The sequence below is a fragment of the Acidithiobacillus sp. AC3 genome (genome assembly GCF_050261095.1).
Lineage (GTDB): Bacteria > Pseudomonadota > Gammaproteobacteria > Acidithiobacillales > Acidithiobacillaceae > Igneacidithiobacillus > Igneacidithiobacillus copahuensis.
Window position 1 is genome coordinate 2,455,905 of the sequence record NZ_CP189838.1, and the last position, 22,668, is coordinate 2,478,572.

The 22,668-nt window shown below is 56.8% G+C and carries 17 protein-coding genes and 1 pseudogene; 10 read left to right on the plus strand and 8 right to left on the minus strand.

Going from position 1 to position 22,668, the window contains the following annotated elements:
* The first annotated feature begins 7 nt into the window (after nucleotides 1–7).
* The 3 genes from mobF to ACQAYK_RS12445 all read left to right on the plus strand — a co-directional run bounded on the left by mobF (nucleotide 8) and on the right by ACQAYK_RS12445 (nucleotide 5,631).
* Nucleotides 8–2,923 (plus strand): MobF family relaxase, encoded by a 2,916-nt coding sequence (gene mobF, locus ACQAYK_RS12435; protein WP_483167657.1) that lies wholly within the window; start codon nucleotides 8–10, stop codon nucleotides 2,921–2,923.
* 486 nt (nucleotides 2,924–3,409) lie between these two features.
* The gene (locus tag ACQAYK_RS12440; RefSeq protein ID WP_483167658.1) at nucleotides 3,410–4,429 is read left to right on the plus strand and encodes a nucleoid-associated protein; all 1,020 of its coding nucleotides are present in this window, start codon (nucleotides 3,410–3,412) and stop codon (nucleotides 4,427–4,429) included.
* A gap of 65 nt (nucleotides 4,430–4,494) precedes the next feature.
* The gene (locus ACQAYK_RS12445) at nucleotides 4,495–5,631 is read left to right on the plus strand and encodes a hypothetical protein (protein ID WP_483167659.1); all 1,137 of its coding nucleotides are present in this window, start codon (nucleotides 4,495–4,497) and stop codon (nucleotides 5,629–5,631) included.
* Between the two features lie 11 nt (nucleotides 5,632–5,642).
* On the opposite strand, the pseudogene ACQAYK_RS12450 reads toward ACQAYK_RS12445, so the two are convergent.
* Nucleotides 5,643–5,819: pseudogene (locus tag ACQAYK_RS12450) on the minus strand (IS256 family transposase); the annotation flags it as partial.
* On the opposite strand from ACQAYK_RS12450, the gene ACQAYK_RS12455 reads away from it, so the two are divergent.
* Both ACQAYK_RS12455 and ACQAYK_RS12460 read left to right on the plus strand, forming a co-directional pair.
* Entirely contained in the window at nucleotides 5,803–6,357 is a 555-nt protein-coding gene (locus tag ACQAYK_RS12455; protein ID WP_483167660.1) for a non-canonical purine NTP pyrophosphatase, read from the plus strand. The pseudogene ACQAYK_RS12450 and the gene ACQAYK_RS12455 sit on opposite strands and share 17 nt — an antisense overlap.
* Nucleotides 6,357–6,680 (plus strand): SIR2 family protein, encoded by a 324-nt coding sequence (locus tag ACQAYK_RS12460; RefSeq protein WP_483167661.1) that lies wholly within the window; start codon nucleotides 6,357–6,359, stop codon nucleotides 6,678–6,680. Before ACQAYK_RS12455 ends, ACQAYK_RS12460 begins: the two co-directional genes overlap by 1 nt.
* Before the next feature lie 182 nt (nucleotides 6,681–6,862).
* On the opposite strand, the gene istB is transcribed toward ACQAYK_RS12460, so the two are convergent.
* Nucleotides 6,863–7,618: an IS21-like element helper ATPase IstB gene (gene istB, locus ACQAYK_RS12465; protein WP_483167356.1), complete on the minus strand. Its 756-nt coding sequence runs from the start codon at nucleotides 7,616–7,618 to the stop codon at nucleotides 6,863–6,865.
* A gap of 14 nt (nucleotides 7,619–7,632) precedes the next feature.
* On the minus strand, nucleotides 7,633–9,171 hold the full coding sequence (gene istA / locus ACQAYK_RS12470; protein WP_483165846.1) for an IS21 family transposase: 1,539 nt from the start codon (nucleotides 9,169–9,171) through the stop codon (nucleotides 7,633–7,635).
* A 101-nt stretch (nucleotides 9,172–9,272) separates the two neighbouring features.
* On the opposite strand from istA, the gene ACQAYK_RS12475 reads away from it, so the two are divergent.
* Nucleotides 9,273–9,884, plus strand: coding sequence for an SIR2 family protein (locus ACQAYK_RS12475; protein ID WP_483167662.1), 612 nt, complete (start codon nucleotides 9,273–9,275; stop codon nucleotides 9,882–9,884).
* 375 nt (nucleotides 9,885–10,259) lie between these two features.
* Here ACQAYK_RS12475 and ACQAYK_RS12480 read toward each other — a convergent pair whose 3' ends face one another.
* Nucleotides 10,260–12,872 carry an ATP-binding protein gene (locus ACQAYK_RS12480; RefSeq protein WP_483167663.1) on the minus strand — a complete coding sequence of 871 codons (2,613 nt, stop codon included), beginning with the start codon at nucleotides 12,870–12,872 and terminating at the stop codon, nucleotides 10,260–10,262.
* Complete coding sequence (locus ACQAYK_RS12485) at nucleotides 12,872–13,987, minus strand: metallophosphoesterase family protein (RefSeq protein WP_483166622.1); 1,116 nt, start codon at nucleotides 13,985–13,987, stop codon at nucleotides 12,872–12,874. The genes ACQAYK_RS12480 and ACQAYK_RS12485 overlap by 1 nt, the downstream gene beginning before the upstream one ends.
* Nucleotides 13,988–14,349: 362 nt before the next feature.
* Here ACQAYK_RS12485 and ACQAYK_RS12490 point away from each other — a divergent pair, with 362 nt between their 5' ends.
* Genes ACQAYK_RS12490 through ACQAYK_RS12500 form a run of 3 tightly spaced genes read left to right on the plus strand, consistent with a single transcriptional unit; the run spans nucleotide 14,350 to nucleotide 16,181 of the window.
* On the plus strand, nucleotides 14,350–14,661 hold the full coding sequence (locus ACQAYK_RS12490; RefSeq protein ID WP_483166621.1) for a hypothetical protein: 312 nt from the start codon (nucleotides 14,350–14,352) through the stop codon (nucleotides 14,659–14,661).
* Nucleotides 14,662–14,675: 14 nt separating this feature from the next.
* Nucleotides 14,676–15,392, plus strand: a complete 717-nt coding sequence (locus ACQAYK_RS12495) for a hypothetical protein (RefSeq protein ID WP_483166620.1) — start codon at nucleotides 14,676–14,678, stop codon at nucleotides 15,390–15,392.
* Nucleotides 15,393–15,395: 3 nt separating this feature from the next.
* Nucleotides 15,396–16,181 (plus strand): hypothetical protein, encoded by a 786-nt coding sequence (locus ACQAYK_RS12500; RefSeq protein ID WP_483167664.1) that lies wholly within the window; start codon nucleotides 15,396–15,398, stop codon nucleotides 16,179–16,181.
* Between the two features lie 69 nt (nucleotides 16,182–16,250).
* Here ACQAYK_RS12500 and ACQAYK_RS12505 read toward each other — a convergent pair whose 3' ends face one another.
* The 3 genes from ACQAYK_RS12505 to ACQAYK_RS12515 all read right to left on the minus strand — a co-directional run bounded on the left by ACQAYK_RS12505 (nucleotide 16,251) and on the right by ACQAYK_RS12515 (nucleotide 19,220).
* Entirely contained in the window at nucleotides 16,251–16,724 is a 474-nt protein-coding gene (locus ACQAYK_RS12505; protein WP_483166618.1) for an AsnC family protein, read from the minus strand.
* A 227-nt stretch (nucleotides 16,725–16,951) separates the two neighbouring features.
* Nucleotides 16,952–18,331, minus strand: coding sequence for an AAA family ATPase (locus ACQAYK_RS12510; RefSeq protein ID WP_483166617.1), 1,380 nt, complete (start codon nucleotides 18,329–18,331; stop codon nucleotides 16,952–16,954).
* A complete protein-coding gene (locus tag ACQAYK_RS12515) occupies nucleotides 18,324–19,220 on the minus strand; it encodes a toprim domain-containing protein (RefSeq protein ID WP_483166616.1) in 897 nt (298 codons plus the stop codon). Before ACQAYK_RS12515 ends, ACQAYK_RS12510 begins: the two co-directional genes overlap by 8 nt.
* 1,380 nt (nucleotides 19,221–20,600) lie before the next feature.
* On the opposite strand from ACQAYK_RS12515, the gene ACQAYK_RS12520 reads away from it, so the two are divergent.
* On the plus strand, nucleotides 20,601–22,667 hold the full coding sequence (locus tag ACQAYK_RS12520; protein ID WP_215872193.1) for a flagellin N-terminal helical domain-containing protein: 2,067 nt from the start codon (nucleotides 20,601–20,603) through the stop codon (nucleotides 22,665–22,667).
* Nucleotide 22,668: the final 1 nt, after the last annotated feature.

A 22,668-nucleotide genomic window follows, 5' to 3' on the forward strand; every position in this document is an offset into this window, starting at 1 on the left:
GTGGACAATGATTCGGGTCAAACCTATCAAGAGTCGCGGCGGAGCAGCGGGGTTGGCGAACTATCTGCGCAATGAACACGCTGGCGAGTTGGCAAAACAGACGGTTGGCTATTACAGCGAGGGCAGCGGAGCACCTTCCTTCTGGGTGGGCCGTGGCGCGGAAGCGCTCGGTCTGTCGGGACCAGTCGACACTGACCAGTTCAAAGATCTCCTGGAAGGCAGGTTACCGAATGGCACCCATCTGGCCGGCAGACATCAAAATCGTCGCATGGGAGACGGCTACGTCATCAGTGCGCCCAAGTCGGTGTCGATGATGGCCTGCGAGGATGAGCGCTGGAAAGTGTGGCACGATGAAGGCGTCAAAGCGGCCGTATCTTATATGCAGAAACGCATGATCTTTGCCCGCCTTGGCAAAGGCGGCATGGTGTCAGAGTACGACGGGGACATCATCGCCGCCGTGCATCGCCACGAAGATGCCCGCCCGGTCGACGGCCTGGTGGATATGGATTTGCATAGCCATGTGACGGTCATCAATGCCATGCGCCGCTCCGATGGGCAATGGACCAGCATAAACAACGACCAGGGTGTCGATTGCGAACTCCAGAAAGAGACCGACGCCATCTACCTATCCACCATGGCCCGACTGGCCGTAGCGCATGGCTATGAACTGGAGCAAGGCGCCACCGGTTTCGAAGTGGCGGGCATTACTCGCGACCAGATCGCGGCATTCAGCCGGCGACGGGGGCAAATCCAGACCGACCTATCCGACAAGGGCGGCATCGAGAACGCCACTGTGGCACAAAGAGACGCAGCTTGGTCTGCCACGCGGGCAGACAAGCATCAGTTAAGCCAGTCGGAGCAACGCTGGGAGTGGCGCCAACGTTTGCGCGAGACCCAGGTACCGGTGCACGAGATACTCGAAAGAAGCAAAAAACGCAAAGCCAAAGAGCAAGAGCAAGAGCAAGAGCAAGAGCAAGAGCAAGAGCAAGAGCAAGAGCCTGAAGCGGCAGTGCGGGCCGTGCAAGTGGCACTCGAACATTGCAGCGAGCAAGATACGGTGTTTTCGGTATCGGCCATCCGCGCCGAGGCGCTACGGCAGGGTATGGCAGAGGGCATTTCCATCAGGGCCATCGACGCTTCCCTGCAGGCAAGCGCCGAACTGTTGGATGCTGGGCAGGTAGATCGAGATGGAACCGGCAAGTTGCGCCAGATGCACACGACTCAACACGCCGTGCAGGAAGAGTTAGCGATCCAGACCATTGCCACCCAAGGTAAGACCGAAGCCCTCCACTCCCCGGAATCGGTGTCGGCACTGCTGGAGCAGAGACAGAAGGCGCAGGGCTGGAACTATTCCGATGGACAGGTTGAAGCGATTCACATGGCCTTGACCGGCAGGGAGCAGCATCAGGGCATTGTAGGCGCGGCGGGGGCAGGAAAAACCACCAGCATGGCCGTCATCGTGGAACAGTTCCGACAGGCTGGATACGAGGTCATCGGACTTGCCCCCTCGGCCAAGGCGGCGGCAGAGCTGCAATCGGCAGGCTGCGCAACCCAGACCTTGGAATCCTTTCTCCGCAGCAAGCCGACAGAAGCCCCCGGCAAGATCCTCTACGTTATGGATGAGGCGGGCATGATATCTCGCCGAGACCTGCTGCGACTCTACCGGCGTGCAGAACAAGACGGGGCGCGGACTCTGGCCGTTGGCGACCCCCTGCAATTACAGGCCGTGCAGGCCGGCAACCCCTTCGAACAATTGTTACAGTGTAACGGATTCCGGCAGGCCAGCATCAGCAAAATCAATCGGCAGAAGGACAAGGCACTACTGGCCGTTGCCGAGGCCTTCGCCAACGGCGATGCAGAGAAAGGACTGCGGCTCGCCGATCCGTATATGCGGGAAATTTCCCTGCCTGATCCTGAACCCGATCAAAAGAAACTCGATAAAGCCATCAAACAAGAGATCCTGGCCAGGGCGGCAACGGAGTCCTACCTGCGGCTGTCCCCCGAAGACCGCTCGCAAACGCTGGTTCTCGCTGCCACCAACGGCACTAGGCAGGCCACCAATACCCAAATCCGGCAGGGCCTCATTGAACGTGGAGACCTCGGCTGCGAATCTGTCACGATTACGGCCTTGGACAAGGCCAGCCTGAGTACAGCCCACCAAGGCCAAGCCGCATTCTACCAACCTGGCCAGGTGGTAGATCTGTGCAGGGAGGAGAAAGGTATCGGTGCTCGAGGCACGCACTGGCGGATCGTGGGCACCGAAAAGGGAAAGTTGCAAGTCGTGCCGCTACACGGTGATGAAAAAGAACCCGTGAACCTCACGCCTTCCACCAAGTTGCAATTGTACAATACGCGGCAACTAGAGCTACGGGACGGCGACCAGGTGATGTTCCGAAAGAATGACAAGAGCCGCGATATCGATCTGCGGAATGGGGATGATGCGGTGATTGAGATTCGTGACGGTAAGGCGTTTGCCCTCTTGAATAACGGGACATCGGTGCCACTCCAGGCCAGTGAGGTCATAGATTACGGATACTGCAGAACGGTACACGCCTCGCAAGGTGCCACGGTGGATCGAGCCATTGTCATTGCCGAAGGGTCCAAGGCCGGGGCGAATCTCGGGTATGTCGCGCTCAGCCGGGAAAAGCATCATCTGGAAATCATCACTGACAATAAGAACAAGCTCGCAGAGAGCTGGGGGAAATATATTGTGCAGGAATCCGCCCGTGAAGCGGCGATACGCGGTACAGCTCAAGCCGCCAGGCAGCAGGCCTTTGCGAACGTAGCATCCCGGATCGCACAGGCACATACAAAGGAGAAAGGCCGGTGCGAAACCGTGGGAAAAGAAAAGGAGCGTAACATCCCGATCGCCAATCAGAGGCCCAAACGCAGTCCAGCTCACGACAAGGGCGTGGGCTGGTAACAAGCCCACGAGCAAACGCAAACGAAGGGATCACGAAGTGTCCGTGAGCGCTGGACCGCCAACCAATCTGCAACCAGCGAGTCGGTTGAAATCACACGGTTGCTCATGCTTACCGGTCTCGGAATAGGCTCGTCGGCCGAAGCTTGTGCTTGCGGCCAATAAAGATTCATCCGTGCTTATCCGGTTGTCTCCCAAATGGGCGCCTCGCATACCACAACTTGTGGTCACGATGCTGCGGGAACCCAACAGAATGTACCATTGGGAGCTAACCGGATAAGCACGGATGAATCTATGAACACCGGAATCAATTGTTTCATGGTGGCATACAGCACGCTTCCAAAACCTTGGCATGAGCCAATAAGGTTAGGGAAGCAGTTCCACGGTGAGCTTCATCGGCAGGTATGCAGCGATAGCGGACGTTCCCATCTACACCTGAAGGGAGTATTATTAGGCACTTACGCTACTTACAAGTGAGGAGGACGCAGGATGGAACTGACTGCTACTGCTGCAATCGCCCATAAGGTTATTAAGGAGAAACATGCCGAAGGCACCTTGCAGTTACGGGATTCTGTTCTTCCGCAATCTGGCGCTTTAAGTCGACTAATCGAGGAGATTCATACCGCGTATCAGAAACGATCAGGGAAATCGCATGGGGACTTCGAGGCGGACGAGCAAAACTATCCCACAGCAACTAACTTGCGTAGGCACTTCGAGGAGAATGCGGTCGATTTTGTCGCAACCAGTCGTGCGCTAATGAATACTCTGCTGGCGAAAGCCAATGAGGCCAGTTCAAGTTTGGCCACTGGCGGCAGTGTGCTGATGATGCATGTAACCAATGGCGCGTCGCGGTGGTTCATCGTCACGATACTCACCGACAAAGTGAGTGCTGCGATCGACGACAACCTGAATCTTGTCGATAGCGTACACCTTGATCTCAATAGCATGCGTTTCGCTGGGCGGGTTGATGTTACGCGCTGGCTGAATGGCGAAGACCGCTATGTCAGTTTCCTAAAAGGTGCGTCAGGCGATGTCTCGGACTATTTTCAACGATTCCTTGGATGCACCCACCCGCAGGCTATCCGCCGGGAAACGAATCGTCTGGTAGAAATCGTCCGCAATGCGGTGAGTGGTCTCGATGCAACTGACGAGCAACGGGAAGCTGTACGGCTTCAGATTTTTCAATACCTGGACGAGTGTGCAAGAACTGATACCCCCCTGAGCATCGATTCTCTCTGTAACCGTGCATGGCCTGACAATCCGGGCGCGCTACGTGACCCTTTGACCGATTCGGATAATGGAATATCGGACGGCTTTGTGCCTCACAAGGCTGCCCTGAGGGGGCTTGTACGCTTTGAGGGGAAAGGTCCGCATTGGCAGGTGAAGTTCGATCGAGAAGCTGTTACCGAAGGCAACATAAGTCTGAACGTTGAAACCAAGGAAATGCTGATAAAGAATGTCCCTGACGAGGTCATTCAACGTTTTATGAACGATTTTCCTGAGCCGTGAACGATCTCTCGCGACTAGTCAAAATTTACCGTTCTATCGCCAACTCCAATTGGATAGGGGACGGCGTGATGGAAGGCGACCTAGTTATCGAAGACGAGTCTATGCGCACATTTTTGTTGGGCGTAGAGGACGATAAGCGCGCAACTGAAATAGGCCTGTCGATTCTTTCAGAGGTTCGAGACGTTCAAGTTGGAGCCACGATACGTATTCGTCTATTTCAGCGTACTGGCTTGCCGATCTACACCAGCCTTGCTTCATTTCTAGGAAAAGGTACGCGGCTTCTTAAACCGATCGGTGATTTTTTCTTCGTCGAAGAAAACTGTTTTTCGGAAGACCCTGAACTACCTGCCGAAGTTGAGGGGTTGAATGCCTTGCAGCAAGCTTTGGCGCAGATGTCCGATGCAGCCACAGTGGTTGATAAAGAGAAAGGATCATTGTTCTTCGCGGATAGCGCAGGTCTTGTTGAACTGCCCATTGATATTTCACGGGATGACCTCACGACCGTGACGCCTGAAAGTGCCGCAGCATTCGTTAACTTCTGCACTGATACACTCCACAGGAAACATCGTCTAGAAGCGGTTGCAAAAATCGTGATCCGACATGCTCGGGGGGTTGGAGCGAACGATAGGCTCCGTAATATCTTGCGTAATCTTGATTCCGTGTTGTCTGACGTTAAAGTCCAGCACGCGGTGTTTCTTTCGGCCTTTTCCTACGAGAAAGTCCGAGACGAAGTCGAGGCGCTAAAGGTCGAGTACACATCGAGAATCCACAAGGTCCTTTCAGACATTCAAGGGCAACTGCTTGGCATTCCTGTGGCTACCGTGGTCGTCGCGACCCAAATGAAGAAGACCGGTGTGGTTGGCACCGTATTTGTTGCCAATTCGGCTGTGTTGGCGGGGGCCTTCATATTCGGCCTTTTTCTGATATTGCTGCTCAGGAACCAGGGCGATACGCTGGATGTGATTAAGACAGAAGTAAATCGACAAAGGCTGCAACTGAAATCAGAATTGAATGAAGCCGCTGATAGATTCGATGAGCCCTTCAATTTGCTGGAAACACGCATCCGTCACCAAGGCATGATCTTGTGTGCAGTAGTTATAGGGGTATGTGTAGGGCTCTTGCTGAGTTGTGTCGCGTACTGGTTGCTAAGTTCGGTTGCCATTAAGGCATTGATGCACGAGGGTGTCCTGAATTTTGTGTAAACGGCGTTCATTTAACGTTGTGGCATCCGGTCATCGAACTGGATGATAAAGCGGTTTAGGGCGGCTTTCCAATCCCGGATCGGCATGGTCCACTTCTGGCTGATGTTCTGCAGAGCCAAATAAAATAGTTTCAATAAGGCGTCATCACTCCGTCGCATATCGAGCGAGAAAATGGAAATAAGATTTGTAACCAAAAACCCTCATAAAGCGAGAGAGGTTGAAGCGATTCTAGGTGATATAGGTGTTTCGATCGTCGATGTACCTTTAAAAATCCATGAGATTCAAACCGAAGATATTCAGGATATAGTCAGAGATAAGGTTCTGAAGGCTTTTAATATGATAGGGCGGCCTGTTTTTATAGAGCACACGGGGCTTTATATTAATAGCTTGCAAGGTTTTCCTGGCGGTCTGACGCAAGTTTTCTGGGATAAGTTAAAGGCGGATAATTTTTCCAAATTACTTGGTAGTCTTGAAAATACTGAATTAACAGCGAAAACCGTTATCGCCTTCTGTGATTCTAAAAAAATCCATGTATTTGAAGGCGAGGTAGAAGGAAATATTTCTAAAGAACCGAGAGGTAATCGAGATTTTCAATGGGATTGTGTTTTTATACCCAAAGGCTATGACAAGACCTTCGCAGAACTTGGCGAGGAGAAGAATAAAGTATCCATGAGAAAAATTGCCTTTGATCGGTTTCGAGAATTCTTGCAGAAGGAGGTCTTGTAATGGATGAGTTGATTTCCTCCTATCGAGAAAGAAATGTAATTTTGTTCGTTGGTGCTGGCGTATCAAAGAATCTTGGGCTTCCAACATGGTCAGAGTTAATTGATCACATCGCGAAAGAGCTTGGATATGATCCAGAAATATATAAATCTTTTGGCGAAAGCTTGGCGTTAGCCGAATACTATCGTGTAAAAAAAGGAAGTATCGGCCCTCTCAGGAGCTGGATGGATACAAACTGGCACTCCGAAAAAGTGGATCTTGCAGGCTCCGAGATCCACAAGTTAATTGCAAACTCTAAGTTTCCTATTATCTGCGTATTCTGTTGATCATGGGCGGTGATTCTGCTGATCGTGGGCACCCCCAATCAGCGAACTTTCTGGTCACGTAAATTCTAGGCATAGGTGCCCACGATCGGTCAAATCAGTGGCGTCATGAGCACCCGGCCGTGGTGGCCGATCATCGGTGTAAATTTCTTCATTTACCTTTACCATGTAAACGGTAAATTTACTCATGATCCTGCCTCTCCATCGCCGGTCTGTACCCGTTGGCGGCGCATCGATTCGCCTTTGAGCTCCAGGCGGTGGGCACTGTGCAGCAGACGGTCGAGGACGGCATCGGCGACGGTGGGTTCTCCGAGGATTTCATGCCAATGCGAGACCGGCAATTGGCTGGTGATTAGGGTGGCCTGCTGGGCGACGCGATCATCAAGGATTTCCAGCAGATCCCGGGCATCCTCGCTGTTCATCGGGGCGAGGCCCCAATCGTCCAGGAGCAACAGGTGCACCTTGGCAAGAGTCGTGAGAAAGCGGCCGAAACTGCCGTCACCGTGACGGATATGAAGCTCTTCCAGTAAGCGCGGCAAACGGAAGTAGCGCACACTCAGGCCCTGACGGCAGGCCTGGTGCCCCAGGGCGCAGGCAATCCAGGTCTTGCCGGTACCGGTGGCACCGGTGATCAGCAGGTTTTGTCCTCGCCGTATCCAGTCACACTGTATCAAGGCCGCCATTTTGGTACGGTCCAGACCACGGGAGGCGCGATGATCGAGGTCTTCGACGGCGGCATGTACCTTGAGTTTGGCCAGCTGCAACAGGCGCTTTCGCCGGCGGTTGTCGCGCGCACAGAGTTCTCGGTCGAGAAGCAGTGCCAGGCGATCTACGAAGGGAAGTTCTTGCAGTTGCGGCGAGGTGGACTGCTCGGCCAGGGCCTCTGCCATGGCGTGTAGGTTGAGTTGCTGTAAGGTCTGAATGGTCGGTTGCAAAGACATGGGAAGACTCCGGTTTAGTGATAGTAGCGAGGGCCGCGGATATTGCCGTGCTGCGGTAACGGTTTGGCAGGAACGGGATCGTGTGGGCTGTGGTCCAGTCCCCGCTCCAGGATGGAGCGGACACTGCGGGTCGTGGGGGAGCCGTGGCGTAGAGCACGGTGACAGGCGTGTTCCAGACGCTCCTTCCCGTAGCGGCGACAGAGATGGAGTAGGCCGAGACAGGAGCGATATCCCTGCTCCGGATGGGGCTTGTTCTCCAGTTGCCAGCGCACCACGTCCCGAGTCGATGGACCGATGGAGAGCCCCCAATGCAACAGGCGCCCCGGACTCCATTCCAGGTGCCGCTGGTGAGCCTTGGGCATGTGTTCGGTCAAGGTGCTGTAGCGCGCCTGGACGCCCTCACGCAGATGGCAAGCGACGCGCTGTTGCCCCTGGAAGATCTCCACGGTTTGCGCGCTGATGCGTAGCTCCACCCGCTGTCCGACGAGGCGATGCGGTACGGAGTAGAAGCGTCCTTGGTAGGCAACATGGTAATCGATACTGACTTTGGCGGACTTCCAGTCAGCATACTCGTAGGGCTGTTCTGGTAGTGGCTGCAGGGCAGGAGCGTCCAACTCCGCAAAAGCGCTGCGGCGGCAGCCTGGTAGCTGTTTGAAGGGGCGTCCGTTCAGGTCTTCCAGTAGGCTGTGGAGAGTCTGATTCAGTTCCGCTAGCGAGAAGAACTGGAAGTGGCGCAGGCGCGCCAGAATCCAGCGCTCCACCACTTGCACCCCGACCTCGACCTTGGCCTTGTCTTTCGGTTTATAAGGGCGGGTGGGCAGTACCACCGCAGCATAATGCCGGGCGAGATCCTGATAACTTCGATGGATTTCGGGCTCGTAGCGCGAGGCCTTGGTTACCGCCGCCTTCAAATTATCTGGCACGAACAGACGCGGTGCCCCGCCAAAGAACTCCAGGGCGCGTACATGCGCGCCGAGGAAATCCGGCAGACTCTGGGTCCAGGTAGCCTCGCAATAGGTGTAGTTGGAGGCACCCAACACCGCGACGAAGATCTGCGCCGGGCGGATCTCCCCGGTCTGGGGATCAACCACCGGCACGATGGGACCAGCGTAGTCGATGAACAGCTTCTCACCAGCCTTGTGGTTTTGCCACATGCTGCGTTTGAGCCCCGCCCGCCAGCGTCGGTACAGGACGCAGAACTGGGCATACTGATACACCGCTTCTTGCGGGTACGCGGCGGAATATTCCTCCCAGAGCAACTGCAGGGTCACGCCTTTGCGCCGCAGCTCGGCATGGATCCGGGCAAAATCCGGCTGCACCTTGCCAGAGACGGTGTGCCGTGAGGGACTGGAGAACCATGCCGCTTCCAGGGCTACTTCTTGCCCCTCTGGCAGAGGCCAAGAGATACCTGCCTGTTCGGCTTTCTGTAAATACTTCCCGACGACTCCCTTGGAGAGCCCACAAGATCGGGCAATTTGCCGCTGGCTGAACCCTGCGGCGTGTAAACGGAGCACTTCGTAAATCGCTTTCATCGTCATCCTCGGTGTAGGCATCCTCGATCTCCTGTAAAAGAGCCAAGAATGCTTGCTAAGCCAATGAATGACCAGAAAGATTTCAATTCGCCAGAGGGTAAATCCGAACAGATTCTGGAATCGTGGGCACTGATTCTGAAAAACCCGCAAAAGTGCCCACGATCACACCAGAATCAGTGCCCACGATCGATCAGAATGACCGCCCACGATGCATCAGAATCGGTGCCCACGATGGTCCAGAATATGCAATTATCTACACAACTAACTACGACCGATGGATTGAAAAGTCGTTTGAACTTTATCAAAAGCGATTTACTAAAATAGCTGGTGTCTCCGATATCCCCCTTATCAAAGATGGAGTTACGCAGGTTATTAAGTTTCATGGCGACTTCGATAACGACGATACAATCGTATTGGATGAATCAAGCTACTACGAAAGGCTTGAATTCGAAACGCCTTTGGATATAAAACTTAGGTCCGATGTTCTTGGTAAATCCGTGTTGTTTATCGGGTATAGCTTGACGGATGTAAACTTGCGATTCCTGTTTTATAAGTTAGCCAAGCTCTGGAAAACAAACAATGGCGGCGGTGTCCAGCCTCGATCATATGTTTTCACTCATAGGCCAAATCCCATCCAAGAAGCAATCTTGGATCAGTGGGGTATAAATATGATCACATCAAAAGAAGATGATCCCCAGAAGGCATTGCAAGAGTTTCTGGAGAAGTTTCGGTGACTAAGCAGCTAACAAACGCGTCAATTAGGACGCTCGCAAGCTCGCGCCTATTACGCGGGCGTTGATCGGCTGCTGTCGAGGCTGGAGCGGACAGGGTGTCACCGATACTTGACTGGCAGCAGTGGGTCGGAAGTTGCCACCTGACGATCGGTAACGAACGTCCGCTCCCAGTCTTTTGCAGCCCAAATGATCGATCCAGATTCCGGTACTCCTGTTCGGCTTCGGTCAAGGTCATTTTCCTGGCAGCCACCCAATGCTCGCATCTTACCCTTCGGCGCCTGCCGCGAGCAGCAGTAACTTGCCCCACCCCATCATTTTGTCCTCGTGACCATGGAATCCCTGACGCACAACACTGCAATCCATTTCTCCAACAATCTATCCTATGAGAGAGCGTGCCGGAACCCCCATATCCTCCCAATCCTCGGGGTGACAGGTCATGATCCAGATTTGGTGGCGACGCGCCGCGTCGGCCAGCATCCGTTTCATGGCGGACAAGCGTTCGCGGTCTGAGTGATTCAGCGCGTCGTCCAGAAGAATGAGGGTCGGTCGACCTGCCTCCTTGAGCGCATCGGCATAAGCCAGACGCAACAGGAGCGCGACCTGCTCCCGAGCACCGAAACTGAGCGCGGTAAAGGGTTCCGGTAGGTTCTCGTTAGCGCGCTGCACCTCGCTGGGCTCCAGCGCATCCCCCAAGCGCAAGCGGGCGCCGGGGGACCAGAAGCGTAGGAGGTGATCGATGCGCGCCTGCAAGGGGGCCTGTAGGCGCTGTAGCACCGCTTCACGCTGCGCAAGCAAGAGTTCGCGCAAGAGCATCAGCGCTCGCAGCCGCCGATCGAGGGCAGCGAAACGACGCTCCTTGGCCGCGAGGTCCTCCTCGAGCTGGGCCAGGTGGCTCTCCAACCCTTGGGCCCCCTGGCCCTCCAGGGTGGCGTGAAGGGCCGCCATCTGGTTTTGCCGCGCGTGGAAGGCCTGTTCCAGGGCGTCGGCGCTGCGCAGGAAGCGCTCCCGATCCGTCTGCAGGAGGTCGGGATCGAAGGCGGCGAGTTGGGAGCGTAACTCACCCAGAAGACGAACTTTCCGGTCGTACTGAGCGTCGATCTCTGGCGATCGCGCGTCCAGATCCCGTACCTCGGCTTCCGCAGCCTGTAGCTCTGCCGACATGGCCGCGTGTTGTTGCTCGAGACCCCGTTGGCGTTCTTCCAAACGCAGGATCTCTCCCTCTCGCTCTTGCAGCAGCCGTCGCTGCGATTCCCACCGGGCTTCTGCCTCCTGACGCGCGAGGGCGGCCTCCTCCGGATGGGGCAGAGGGTCCGGCAGTTCCGATGACTGAGCGCTTCGCTCGGCAATGGCCTGCCGTCGCTGACGGCATTCCTGGATCTCCCGCTCCAATGCGTCTACGCCTTCGGGGGCGAGATCCCCAATTCTCTGCTCCAGACGCGCGGCCTCTTCGCGCTGGGAACGAATACGCTCCCAGAGGCCCTCAGCCTCAGCCGGTATCGCGCAGGATATATTGGCCAGATGGAGCCGCAGGCGGTGTTGCGCGGAATCGCGCTCAGCGAGGACCTCGGCGAGATCCTGCTGGCCCGGAGCGATCTCCATTTCACCCACATTCGGAATACGCAGGGTGACCCGCTCCGCAACGACGATCTGCCCTTCCCCACTCAGCTCCCCATCGCCCATCTGGACGGCGATACCGGTAGCCCATCGGTAAGAAAGGCGGGTGGATAAGGCGTCCAGGCGAACCTGCGCCTCATGCAGCTGACGATCGGTCTCCCGGACGGCACGCAAACCGCTCTCATCCAGGACCTGCTCTGCGAGAAAGGCTCGCAAGCGTAGGAGTGCGTCCATCGTCTCGCGGGCCTGGGCGAGCCGCTCACCTTGGCGTCGTTCGGTTTCCTGCAGGCGTGCCGCCTCGTGTTGCTCCTGGAGAAGGCGCTGCTGTTCCTGGGCCTGCACCTCCAGCTCCTTGGCCTGTTGTAATTCCGCACGCGCCCGGGCTTCGGCCTCCCGTAAGGCAGCGATCTCAGCCTGGCGCTCCTGCGCTTCCGTCCGGCAGTCTTGTGCTGCCTTGTGTACCTCGGCAAGGGTCTGCTGCATATTGGACAGGCGATGCCGTGCCCGGTCCCGCTGTTGCCGTTGCGATTCCAAGAAGCGCAACTCCCCGGTCAGCACCGCCTGCTGCTGTTGCACCTCCCGGGCTTGTTGCAGTTGGGCGGCACAGGCCTCGGCCTGTTGGCGCAGGGCTTGCCAGGGCAGGCGGCGACGGGCCTCCCGATCCTCGGTCTGTAAACGCGCGAGGGTATCGACCTGTGTTTCGTACTGGCGAATCGCCGCACGGATCTCCTGGATACGGTCACGGATCGCACCGATATCGCTCTGGAGGGTGAGATAGTCGCCGCGAGGGCGACCCGTAGAGGTCACGAGTAGTGCTATTTCGGCTTCTACTGCCTCATGCACCCGATCCCCCTGGGTACTGGTGAGGGCGTGCACGCCGTCGGGTAAGGCCGAACGCAGGTGTTCCGTCGAGGCCTGTACGGCATCTGAGATCTCCTGACCCTTACCCTGCTCCACCCACAAGAGCCCCGGTATACCCAGGAGTTCGTCGCGGATGGCGCCACGACCAGAGAGGGTAAAACCGAGGATCTCGGCCAGCCGCTCTTCCGCAGCCTCGCCCTCCCAACTCTGGTCGCCCAGTCGCAGGACGCAGGATTTCCGCGGGGGAAAGCATTTTTCCAAGTACCCGACTTCGCCCTGCCAACGGAAATGCACCCGCACGGCGGGGCTGGCGGAGCCTGCATTCCAGGGCAGGATATCATCGATCTTGCTTCGGTGGCGCTCCAAAAAGGCCGCCCGTAATGCACGTAGAATGGTGCTTTTGCCCACCTCGTTGGGGCCGACAAAGAGATTGATCCCCGGTTGTAGACCATCAATGACCAACGGATCACGGAACTTGCGGAATTCTGAGATTTCTAGGCGCTCGATCTGCATCAGCGGGTGCCCTCCGATTCCTGCAGCAGCGTAGCCAGGATACCCAGGGCTTCGGAGGCGAAAGCGCCCTCCTCGGGGTGCGCACTGCGCTGCCGCAACTCTTGGACCACCTCCGTGAGGTAACCATCTACCCGCAACTCGGCAATGTCGGCATCGCTTGCCTGCAACCGAACCTGGGGATCCGCTAGGTCCAATACCCGCAGCCGGGCACGGACTTCGGCCAGGACCTCGTCAAGCCGACGCTGAGCAGCCAGGTCCAGGGTTCCAGAAAGGTGCAGGCGGATTACATCCTGGGCACCCAAAGGGGCCAGACGCTCTTGCAAGCGTTCCACGTCCTCCGCAACACGAAACTCGTGACGCCATTCCTGCCAGCGGTACTGGGCCACGGCTATCGGGCGGACGACCGGCAGCTCGCCGGGGGCAGCGATCTCCACCATAAGCACCTGCCCGCGCAGATTGTTGGTAAAGCGGTCCGGCTCTGGGGTTCCGGAATACCAGGCGCGCGGGCTAATCTCCCGAGTACCGTGCCAATCGCCCAAAGCCAGATAATCCAAGTGCGCCTGCTCCACACAGTTGGGGTTGATGGGGTTATTTGCATCCGCCCCGTCCGCCAGCACACTGGTCACGGCACCGTGGGCAACGCCGATCCGAAAAAATCCTGGCGGAGACTCCATGCTAGCGAAATCTTCGGTCGCATCGCGCAGGGTGTGGCGCTGGGTGAGGGGTGCGGGGAGGATGGATACCCCCAAGTCGTGGAAGTGTCGGGGCTCGGGAACCAGCAAGAGCGCGACCGTCTCCGGCACGAGGTTCAGACGCTGTGCCCGGGTCCAGACGCTCTCCGCCAGCGCCGCATCATGATTGCCGGGGAGGAGGCAACATGGACAGGAAAAATCCGCCAGTGCCCGAAAAACCCGGCGCAGGCTGCGCTCGTCTACCGTCTGGGCATCGAACACATCACCGGCGACCACCATGAGATCGACGGACTCCGCACGGGCCAAATCTCGCAAACGCTCTACCATAGTGAACCGCGACTCCGCCAACAGTGCCCCGTCCGCCTCCTCAAAGAAGGGGTAGCGGCGACCAATTTGCCAATCGGCGGTATGGAGGATGCGCATCCGGGACTCCATTCGATGGGCCGAAAAGATACTGGCTAAGCATAGCCGTCGATCTTCCTGAGGGAAAGAAGCCTCGCGCTGCGGAGTACGGCAGCACAAAAGCGAGTGAAGCAGCCCGGCAGGGTGCGTTTGTGCGGATAAAAGCCTACCCGCAGGGTGGGCGTAAAAAACACGCTGTTACATCGTAATAAGCACGCTTTACACGGAAAACCGTGTATTCAGATCCCTATCGTGCGGTATTCCCGTGTCGTTCCGTGTCAATCAAAAAGGAAAACGTGTTTTTGGTTGACATACCGTCAGCTATGAGCAAGAGGCACAAATCAGGCAAAGGGCGCTGATGCCTCTTTCAGGAGGGGAATGTTATGGCACGAACGCTCACGGCAAAGGTGCTTCCCTACCTCGAAGCCATCGAGGCGGCACATCGGGCCGGTGAATCGTGGAAGGATATTTGCGTGCTAGTCGAGGCGGTCATTGATTCTAGTTTTGGATCTCCGATTTGCTTCGGTAATGCGGTCCGGCGGGCACGCAAAGGGGTGAATGATGGACGGCTTTGGACGGAACAGAAGCCATTGCCCGGCAAAAGCCAAAAGCCTGCGGCTCTGCCCTTGAATCACAAAACCGCAGTGACTAAAGAGCAGCACAAGTCCTTCTCCATTGATTTGGATAAATTGTAATACAGGAGATCTCAATGAAACATCTAGTGATTAGTCATGGCGACAAAGGCGGCGTCGGAAAAAGTATTTATTCCATGCTTGCCGTGGAATTCGGTTTATTCTCCGGACGAAACGTTGCGATTGTGGAGGGCGATACAAAAATCGGCGATGTCAAGGCACGATACGAAAATGTCGTTCCTATCTTGTCGGTGAACTTGGATAAAAGCGGAAAGGATGCAGAAAATGCAATAGCTACCCTATTTAGTCACCTGGAAACCCTGCAGAGTGATTTTGTAGTAATGAACCTCCCTGCGAATTCTCACAAGGCAATTGATGCTTATGCGGAGATTATCGCGCCCGTAGCGCAAGAGTTGGGATTGCAAGTCTGTGTGGCGTGGATGATCGGGCGGGAGTCCAGCAGCGCGACCCTCGCGAGCGAATCCGCAATATGCAAGCTGGCCGACCGCAAAATGGCCGTGGTCAACCGTCACGAATCTGATTTCGACCGGGATTACTACTGGTTCACGGCTCCGCAGTATCGGGAGGAGTGGATCGCATCCGGCGGTCTGACCGGGGAAATCCCCGAGTTGGCGTCGCGGGTCGGGGCCAAGGTAAAGGAGTACCAGGGACAATCCTTTGCCTCACTGGCTGGAACGGAAAGCCCGTTGTTCATCGTCGAACGACAGATCATCAAGAACTGGCTGCGCAAATCCTGGCAGCAATCCGTCATTCCCTTGATTGAAGAGGCATGAATCATGAAGGTCGTCATACCTGAAAAAGAAACACCAAGCTCCAAGCCCACGGTACAGGCTTTAAAGGGCATCGATGCGAACGATCTTAGTGGGTTCATCGACTGGTCAGCCCGTTTTCGCATCGGCCCGGAGGACCCGATGTGGGGGGCGGTGCTTGCGACCAGGCTCTCCTACCAGGCCGCGGCAGCATCCATGGAAGCAGCGACCGATTTATCTGCCCACGTGGACAAAATTCCCGAGGTCATCTATCAAGGAGCTAGGCAGGCGGCCAACGAAGTGGCGACTAGCATCGCAGGACAGTCTAACGCGTTTGTAGCGCGACTTGAGGCTGGGGGTGGCAAATTCGCCCGAAACTTTTATGCGGAGGTGCAGCCCTTACTCAACCAATCGATGGAAAAAGGCAGAGGCACGCTGGAAAAGGCCCTACTTGACGGTAGCCTCAAGCTGGAAAAAGCCGAGAAAGCTCTGCTGGCTGAGCTTTCTAGCAATACCATAGGACAATACATCCAGGGTGCAAAACAGGATGCACTGGCCACCTTCACCGAAGAGGCGAAGAAAGCCGCTCAGGCGGCCGTGCGGACAGATCTCGCTTGGTCTTACGCAGTCAGCGGGACGGTGATTCTGGTGCTGATGATGGGCGGCTGGATTGCCAACGACGTGTACCTGCACGCTACTGACCGGATCACACCGGAACCCATCCAGCGTTACACCAATGGTCAGCGCTATTGTCACCAGGCAGGGCCAGACTATGTGTGCGTGCTCACCAAGGCGCCCCCCGCAGCGCCCTGAAATGGCATGATAAGGTAATATTTGTGGCCCGGCTCCTTGCCGGGTTTTTTTGCAGGCTATTGGGTTGGATCATTTCTTATCTTCTTCAAAATCCCACGCAAGCTGCCCACCGGGTCGGACAAAAACAGGTATTCCCGGGCCTGATCCCGAACCGAGCGTAGTTGGCGCTGGGGGTGTCGCCATGGCACGCAAGTAAGCGATGAGTTTTTGACGTTTTTTGTGCACTGCCTGCCTTGAACAGCCAAGCATCCGTCCCAACTCTGCCTGGCTTGCGCTCGGGAACTCCATGCGTAAGGCCACCAGCTTGCGGATGCCAGGTGGAGCCAAGCGCACTAGGCGATCGGTGGTGGGTCCGTCCTCCAAAAGCGGTAAACATTCCTCTTCCGCTACTACCACATCGTTGAGGTATTCCCCACCTTGCCGGTGGTACTGACGGATTCGACGATTCGCCAGGGAGTTTGGCGAAGCCTTGGAGAGCAGTGGGTCATGCTGGAGCAGCCACCGATCAGCATCGTCAAGATGAGAGGATCTTGCGGACATCATCTCACTCCTCAATGGGTTCATAATGCTTGCAAACGCGCAGGCTGAAGGGATAGCAGACGCCATATCCAGATCCGCCCTTTGGTGGCAAGCCGGAGAGCGTGCGCGTGCAGCGGCCCATCCCTTGCGGCGGGTTGATGGTGTCGGGTTGGAAGTGGGCACAGGAGCTACAAGAGACGCGGGCAGGCGAGCCCACGCCGGATGATTCCACCAAAGAGAAAGAGGAGTTATTACCCATTGGTTACGCCTCCTTGTGCGCCTTCATGGGTGCGCGCTCTATCCCCCACACCCCCTGCCCTATATGAGGGCGCAGAGGGCGCACTCTCATAAGGGGCTGCGACAGGTGTGCTCTCATCGTATGAAGGCGCAGAGGGCGCAGAAGGCGCACTTTCTCCGATGGCCTCCCATCCTTTGGCGGTCAAAGCCCATGCTGTTCTGGGCTTGCGGTGGGCATCGCGGTAGTCTTCCCGGCCGATAAGTCCGTCCCGCTCCAGTTGCCTCATGGCGGTGAATAGGGCGCCGGCGTTGCGGTACCTTTTGCGCGGGAAGCCCGTTTCCTCTCGCAGCATGGCCCATGCGTTGGTGTGGGCCTTGGGCTCCGGGCTGACACGCTCCCCCCGTCTAACGAAATCCGCCAGCAGGCGCAGCAGGGTATTGGGCGGGGGCTCACTGGGCGCGTCCTCTGCGTCGTGTGCGTCCTCATCGAGCTCCAGCACTCCGCCATGAGAGCGTACCAGATGCAGCGGCGCTGCAGTTCGCGGGCCAATGTTCAATTTGTCGAGGCTCAGGGTCAGGCGGCTGTCGTCATCCTTGGCGGGCGTGAGCGATAGGCGCGCGCGTGCGGAATTGTGCCAAGCCGTGCTTCCGCTGTAGCTTTCCCCCCGACCGTTAACGGCCTGTTTGGGCGTATGGGTCAACAGCAGGATCGCTGGGCGGCTGCCCACTTGTCGGCATATCTTCGCCAGGGAGCGCACAAAACCACGGACCTGTGACCGATCGTTTTCGTTGCCCTCGAAAACATCGCTGGCATTGTCCACAACGATTAAGACGGGCCGGTGCTCGGTAAGGATTTCCCACAGTCGCCCATATACGGTGGTCGGCGCGATAAAATCGCGACCCGTTTCCCTATCGCGAACCGATTCGCCAAGTGCTGGATTTTCCGTGGCATCCAGCACTAGCAGGCTCTCGGCCAGGATATGCGGGTTCACGTCCAGAGCGTGGCAGAGGGTGGCCAATCGATGGCGTAACAAAGGCTCCGCGTCCTCGCCAGAGAAAACCAGCACGCGGCCGCGCGTTGTCGGCACTCCCAGGAGGGGCAAGCCCATTGCGACCGCAACGGCCAGTTGCAGCGCGAGGGTACTCTTGCCGCTCCCGCCATGCCCAGACAGCAGACAGATGTGACCACGGGGCACCATGCCATCCCAGACAAAATCTGGCGACGGCGAAGGAATATCGATTACACCGGCTACATCCACGCGCGGCAGATCCAACAGTGGCTGCGGTTCGGGAAAACCGCCATCCACACCAAGGGGCTCAGCTACGCACTCGCGGCAGGGTTGGCACTCATCTCCGTAAGGCGGGACATTTTGCGTCCAGTCGCTTTCAAGCATGGGCCACTCCCTGCCGCTTGGCGTTCAGCACGTCCAGCCAATCCGTTGCGCCCTCAGGAATCTCGGCGGGCGGGGGCAGGATACGGGCACGGGCTTTCTTGGCTGCTTCCTGGCCTTTTTGGCGGCCCACCTTATCGAAATCCGGGCAGATCACGATATCCAGCACAGGCCAGAGGTTGCGGGCTACTATGGCAACGCTTGCAAGGTTCCCAGCGTCGAGGCCAGCAATGCAGCAGACTTCGGGCCTCATGGCCTGCAAAGCACAGGCGGTGCCCCAGCCCTCACAAATCCAAAGCGGGCGGGTGCCGTCCGGCCTTGGGCCCGCAGGTATCCACGCGCCGGCCTTTTTCATGCCGCCAATGAAACGCTTTGTTCCGTCCCTCTGAATGAATTGCACCCCACGCAGGTGCCCAGTAAAGTCCACCACAGGCAAGACCAAGGATGCCCCACGCTGCCGGGCGATACCGGGGGCAAGGTGCTTGCGCTGTAGGTACTCATGGGAAGGGCTGGCAGGCTCGGCATGACTCCAAACCCACGCGCCACGCTGGGCGGCTTCTCTGTGCCGTGCCCGTTCCTCGGCCTCTCGCTCGGCCTGTTCGCGCTTGATTCGGCGGCGCAGGGCTTCTCGCTCGGCTGGGCTGAGGCGTTCCGGGCGCTTGGCGCACCAGTTCACCTTTACCCCGGTTCGCCAGTCTCCACCAACACCAGCGGGCGGGTTGTCGAGGTGCAGGCGATACCAGCCTGTCTTTTGTCCCGGCTTGTCACTGGCTAGACGCACCCGGTGTAGTGTGCCGTCTGGGGTTATGCTCTGGCCTGGGGCAAGCTCAATGCCAGCAGCGGCAAGAGTGGCGAGGAATTGATCAATGAGATCCAAACTAGAGGCGCTCATTGGGCACCCCCTTTCCCGTGGCGCCGGGCAATCCGGGGGCGGCCTCTTTCCCTGGAAAGAGAATCGTCGGTCTGTCTAGGAGGATTTAACGCGTAATCGAGGTGTTGTTGTGTGAATCGTGGCCCGAAGGCGGTTTGGACCGGGGCGGGAAACTGGCCCGAACTTACCCTGTTGCGGAGAGTTTGGGGGGCTATCCCAAAAAGTTCGGAAAATGCAGAGTATGTATATAGGGACGGTCGTCGGGGCGGTTCACCATCTCCATCGGCACCATCGTCGTCAGCCGATTTGCTTCCCGACTTACTGCGTGTCGCAGGGGCTGCTCCGGCCTGCCGACCCTGGCCGCGATGCCCTTTAGTAACGCTCCGGGCATTGGCAAGAGCCGCTTTAAGATTCCCGACCGCTCCGAGTTCTGTATATGGAGAGCGCGTGCTTGCTCTGCGAATCGCGGACCGGCATCGACCGATGAATTTGGCGGCGTCATGGGAACTGCTGATATCTAGTGCATCTGCAGCGGCAATTATAGCCTTGCCGACCGCTTTTTTCTCGATGTGCAACCATTTCGCAAGGGCAGCAAAAATGCCTAGGTAGCAGGAGGCTCCCAAGGCAGTAACGGCGCCTGCAAGAAGCAGCATGGTCACTGCCGCCAGGGCATCTGCTTCATCTGGGGTCAGCCATGCCCGAAGATTGACAAACGGAGTTATGATCCAGACGGTTAACACATCGATAACAGCTAGCAAGACCAACCACCACAGCCAGTCTCGGATCTGGCGCTTAGGCGCGCGCAACACAGAATTCACGCTTTGAACAGACTTAAACATAAATCACCCCCACGCTCATGAGATTGGCCAGCCCTACTGACCACTCCCATACTGTACTTCGGTCTGTTTGCTCGATCAAGTATAATCTGGATCATGTTGTGTTTCTGCATACTATCTAGAACAACATATAGTGTATGACGCAAACTGAACGCGCACCATCTGCGCGACACTAGCGCGACAATCAGAAAATTATAGACAGGGATAATCTGGTAGGCATCGGGATATGTATATTGTAATGTGTTGATAGTAAACGTGTATTATTCTGATGATTTCTCGGGTGATTAGCATTTGAATACTTTTGGGACTGAAAATCCTCGTGTCGGTGGTTCGATTCCGCCCCTGGGCACCACCTCTCTGTAACCTACAATATCCCCGCACCCCGAAAAGCCTCCCCCGCCGACCGGCAGCCATCTTCTCTGGCATGGAACCTGCTTTTGTCAAGCAGAAGACGACTTGCCGGCGCTGAAATCGGCACTTTCTTGCCACGCGCTGGCAAGACCTCACCGTAGCTGCCGAAAAATTGACGAACTTGGGGGGTATTGAGGTGACAATCGCTGGAATTGTGAACACTGACGTTTCTGCTCTACGGACAATAGACAGCCTGGGCAAGCTACGTTCAGGAACCAACACTTCTCTTGCGCAATTATCCACCGGCAAGCAGATCAATGGGCCGCAGGATAACCCAGCGGGTTACAGTATTTCTCAGCGAATGACGACGCAGATCGATGCCCTGCAGCAGAACATCGAAAATGCCAATCAGGCCAGCTCGGTCACACAAACGGCCATGGGGGCCATGACGAATCAGATCGCTATGCTACAGCAGATCCGTAGCATCGCTGTCCAGGCCGCCAATGCCAGTAACACCACCAGTGATCGAGAGGCCTTGCAAGCTAGCGTCAGCCAATTGCTATCCCAACTGAACACCATCGCCGGGCAAACCCAGTTCAACGGACAAGACCTCTTGACCGGAGCCTTTGCCGGGAAAAGTTTCCAGGTCGGTCCTAACGCCCACCAGATCATTCCTGTGAGTATCGCCGACACCCGAAGTGCGGCCATGGGGAATTATCCGGCGCAACCCTCTTCCGGTGCGGGGACCTATACCTTGAGCGGTGCCATTGCCAAGCAGGGCTTTGCCGTCGGCCAGGCCTTCACCATCAGTGTCGGGGCACACAAAAGCTACGCCACGCTGTCTGGTGGGATCCTGATCGCCTCGGGAGGTACGCTCACGACAGTTTCTCCAGAGACAGTCGTGGGCCTGAATGAGGGTAGCGGCGCTCTCCTCAGCGCTACCACCCTTCTCAATCAGACTTACCCCATCGATAACAATACCAAATATGTGGTTTCCAGCGGTGCGACTATCCACTATGTCAGCGGTACTGTTATTTATCCCCACGGCAGCAGCAATCCCGGGATTAGCGAGACGACCAGTGGGACATATATAACGAGTGGGCAAGTGCTCGTAGCTCCGCCGACGTTATACCAACCGGGCGAAGTGGTCAGTGTGGTTCCATACCCGGCATCCGGAGCGACGGTACAAATCGTCTCCGGTGCGCCCGGATACATAGAAGCTTACGCCTCAACTGCCAATGCGGTGATGACCGCTTCAGGTGGGATCGTGTCGGGACGCGGTGGTGCTTATGCCACGTCCGGTGGCATCCTCCTCAACTCCAGCGCCGGTGAGGGAGACGGAAATTTCGTGCCCGCTCCTTCCAGCATCGAGATCCGCAGTGGGATCGGGGCAGCGAAGGTGAACATTACTTCCCCGTCGGAATCTGCCGCATCCATTGCCCAATCGATCAATGCCGTCGCGGGGCAAACTGGAGTCAAGGCCCAGGCCAATACCAGCGTGATGTTTTCCGTAAGTTCTGGGTCCTACAGCTTTGTATTGAGTAATGGCAGCAAAAGTAATCCTGTTCATCAGGTCAATATTCAGGCAACGGTCAGCGGTGGGGGAGGCAATCCTCTCGACTTCAGTCAGTTGGTAGGCGCCATCAACCAAAAGACAGCAGTGACCGGCATCGCTGCGTCGACGGTGATGCGCGATGGCGTAGCGCGTTTGGTGCTGACGCAATCGCAGGGGGAGAATATCGTGATAGCCGGGGGAGCAACTACTGCCCAAGCTGGTCTGACAGCCGGCAGTACGGGTTCATTGCAGGCACTCAATGTCAGCGGCTATCCCGTGGGGAACCCGATCAACAGCAACTCGGGAGCCGCACTCATTCAGGGCGTAGTGCAGTTCGCCTCGCCGCAATCCTATACGATCACCAATGCCCACATCCTTGGCTATTCCAGTCAGGCAACCGGGGTAGAACAAGGTGCCCTGTCTACCATCGACGTAGGGACGGCGGAGAATGCGCAACGCAGCATCCTGACCATCGATCAAGCCATCCAGTACCTTACCGAGCAATCCGGTACCCTGGGCGCGGTTCAGACTCGCATACAGAAAAGCTCTTTGAATGCACAAACAGAAAATGCCAACCTCGAGTCCGCGAGGTCCGTGGTCGAGGACGCCAACCTGGCCAAGGCGACCTCCCAGCTGACCATGTATCAGATCCTGCAAAAGGCGGGTATCTCCACATTGGTACAGGAAGGAAGCCTGCAGAAAGCCTATCTCAAGCTCCTGCCATAAA

Coding starts and splice junctions, on each gene's coding strand:
- mobF (WP_483167657.1), top strand. CDS start 8: ATGATTCGGGTCAAACCTATCAAGAGTCGCGGCGGAGCAGCGGGGTTG.
- ACQAYK_RS12440 (WP_483167658.1), top strand. CDS start 3,410: ATGGAACTGACTGCTACTGCTGCAATCGCCCATAAGGTTATTAAGGAG.
- ACQAYK_RS12455 (WP_483167660.1), top strand. CDS start 5,803: ATGGAAATAAGATTTGTAACCAAAAACCCTCATAAAGCGAGAGAGGTT.
- ACQAYK_RS12460 (WP_483167661.1), top strand. CDS start 6,357: ATGGATGAGTTGATTTCCTCCTATCGAGAAAGAAATGTAATTTTGTTC.
- istB (WP_483167356.1), bottom strand. CDS start 7,618: ATGTCTTTGCAACCGACCATTCAGACCTTACAGCAACTCAACCTACAC.
- istA (WP_483165846.1), bottom strand. CDS start 9,171: ATGCCTACACCGAGGATGACGATGAAAGCGATTTACGAAGTGCTCCGT.
- ACQAYK_RS12480 (WP_483167663.1), bottom strand. CDS start 12,872: ATGCAGATCGAGCGCCTAGAAATCTCAGAATTCCGCAAGTTCCGTGAT.
- ACQAYK_RS12485 (WP_483166622.1), bottom strand. CDS start 13,987: ATGCGCATCCTCCATACCGCCGATTGGCAAATTGGTCGCCGCTACCCC.
- ACQAYK_RS12490 (WP_483166621.1), top strand. CDS start 14,350: ATGGCACGAACGCTCACGGCAAAGGTGCTTCCCTACCTCGAAGCCATC.
- ACQAYK_RS12495 (WP_483166620.1), top strand. CDS start 14,676: ATGAAACATCTAGTGATTAGTCATGGCGACAAAGGCGGCGTCGGAAAA.
- ACQAYK_RS12500 (WP_483167664.1), top strand. CDS start 15,396: ATGAAGGTCGTCATACCTGAAAAAGAAACACCAAGCTCCAAGCCCACG.
- ACQAYK_RS12505 (WP_483166618.1), bottom strand. CDS start 16,724: ATGATGTCCGCAAGATCCTCTCATCTTGACGATGCTGATCGGTGGCTG.
- ACQAYK_RS12510 (WP_483166617.1), bottom strand. CDS start 18,331: ATGCTTGAAAGCGACTGGACGCAAAATGTCCCGCCTTACGGAGATGAG.
- ACQAYK_RS12515 (WP_483166616.1), bottom strand. CDS start 19,220: ATGAGCGCCTCTAGTTTGGATCTCATTGATCAATTCCTCGCCACTCTT.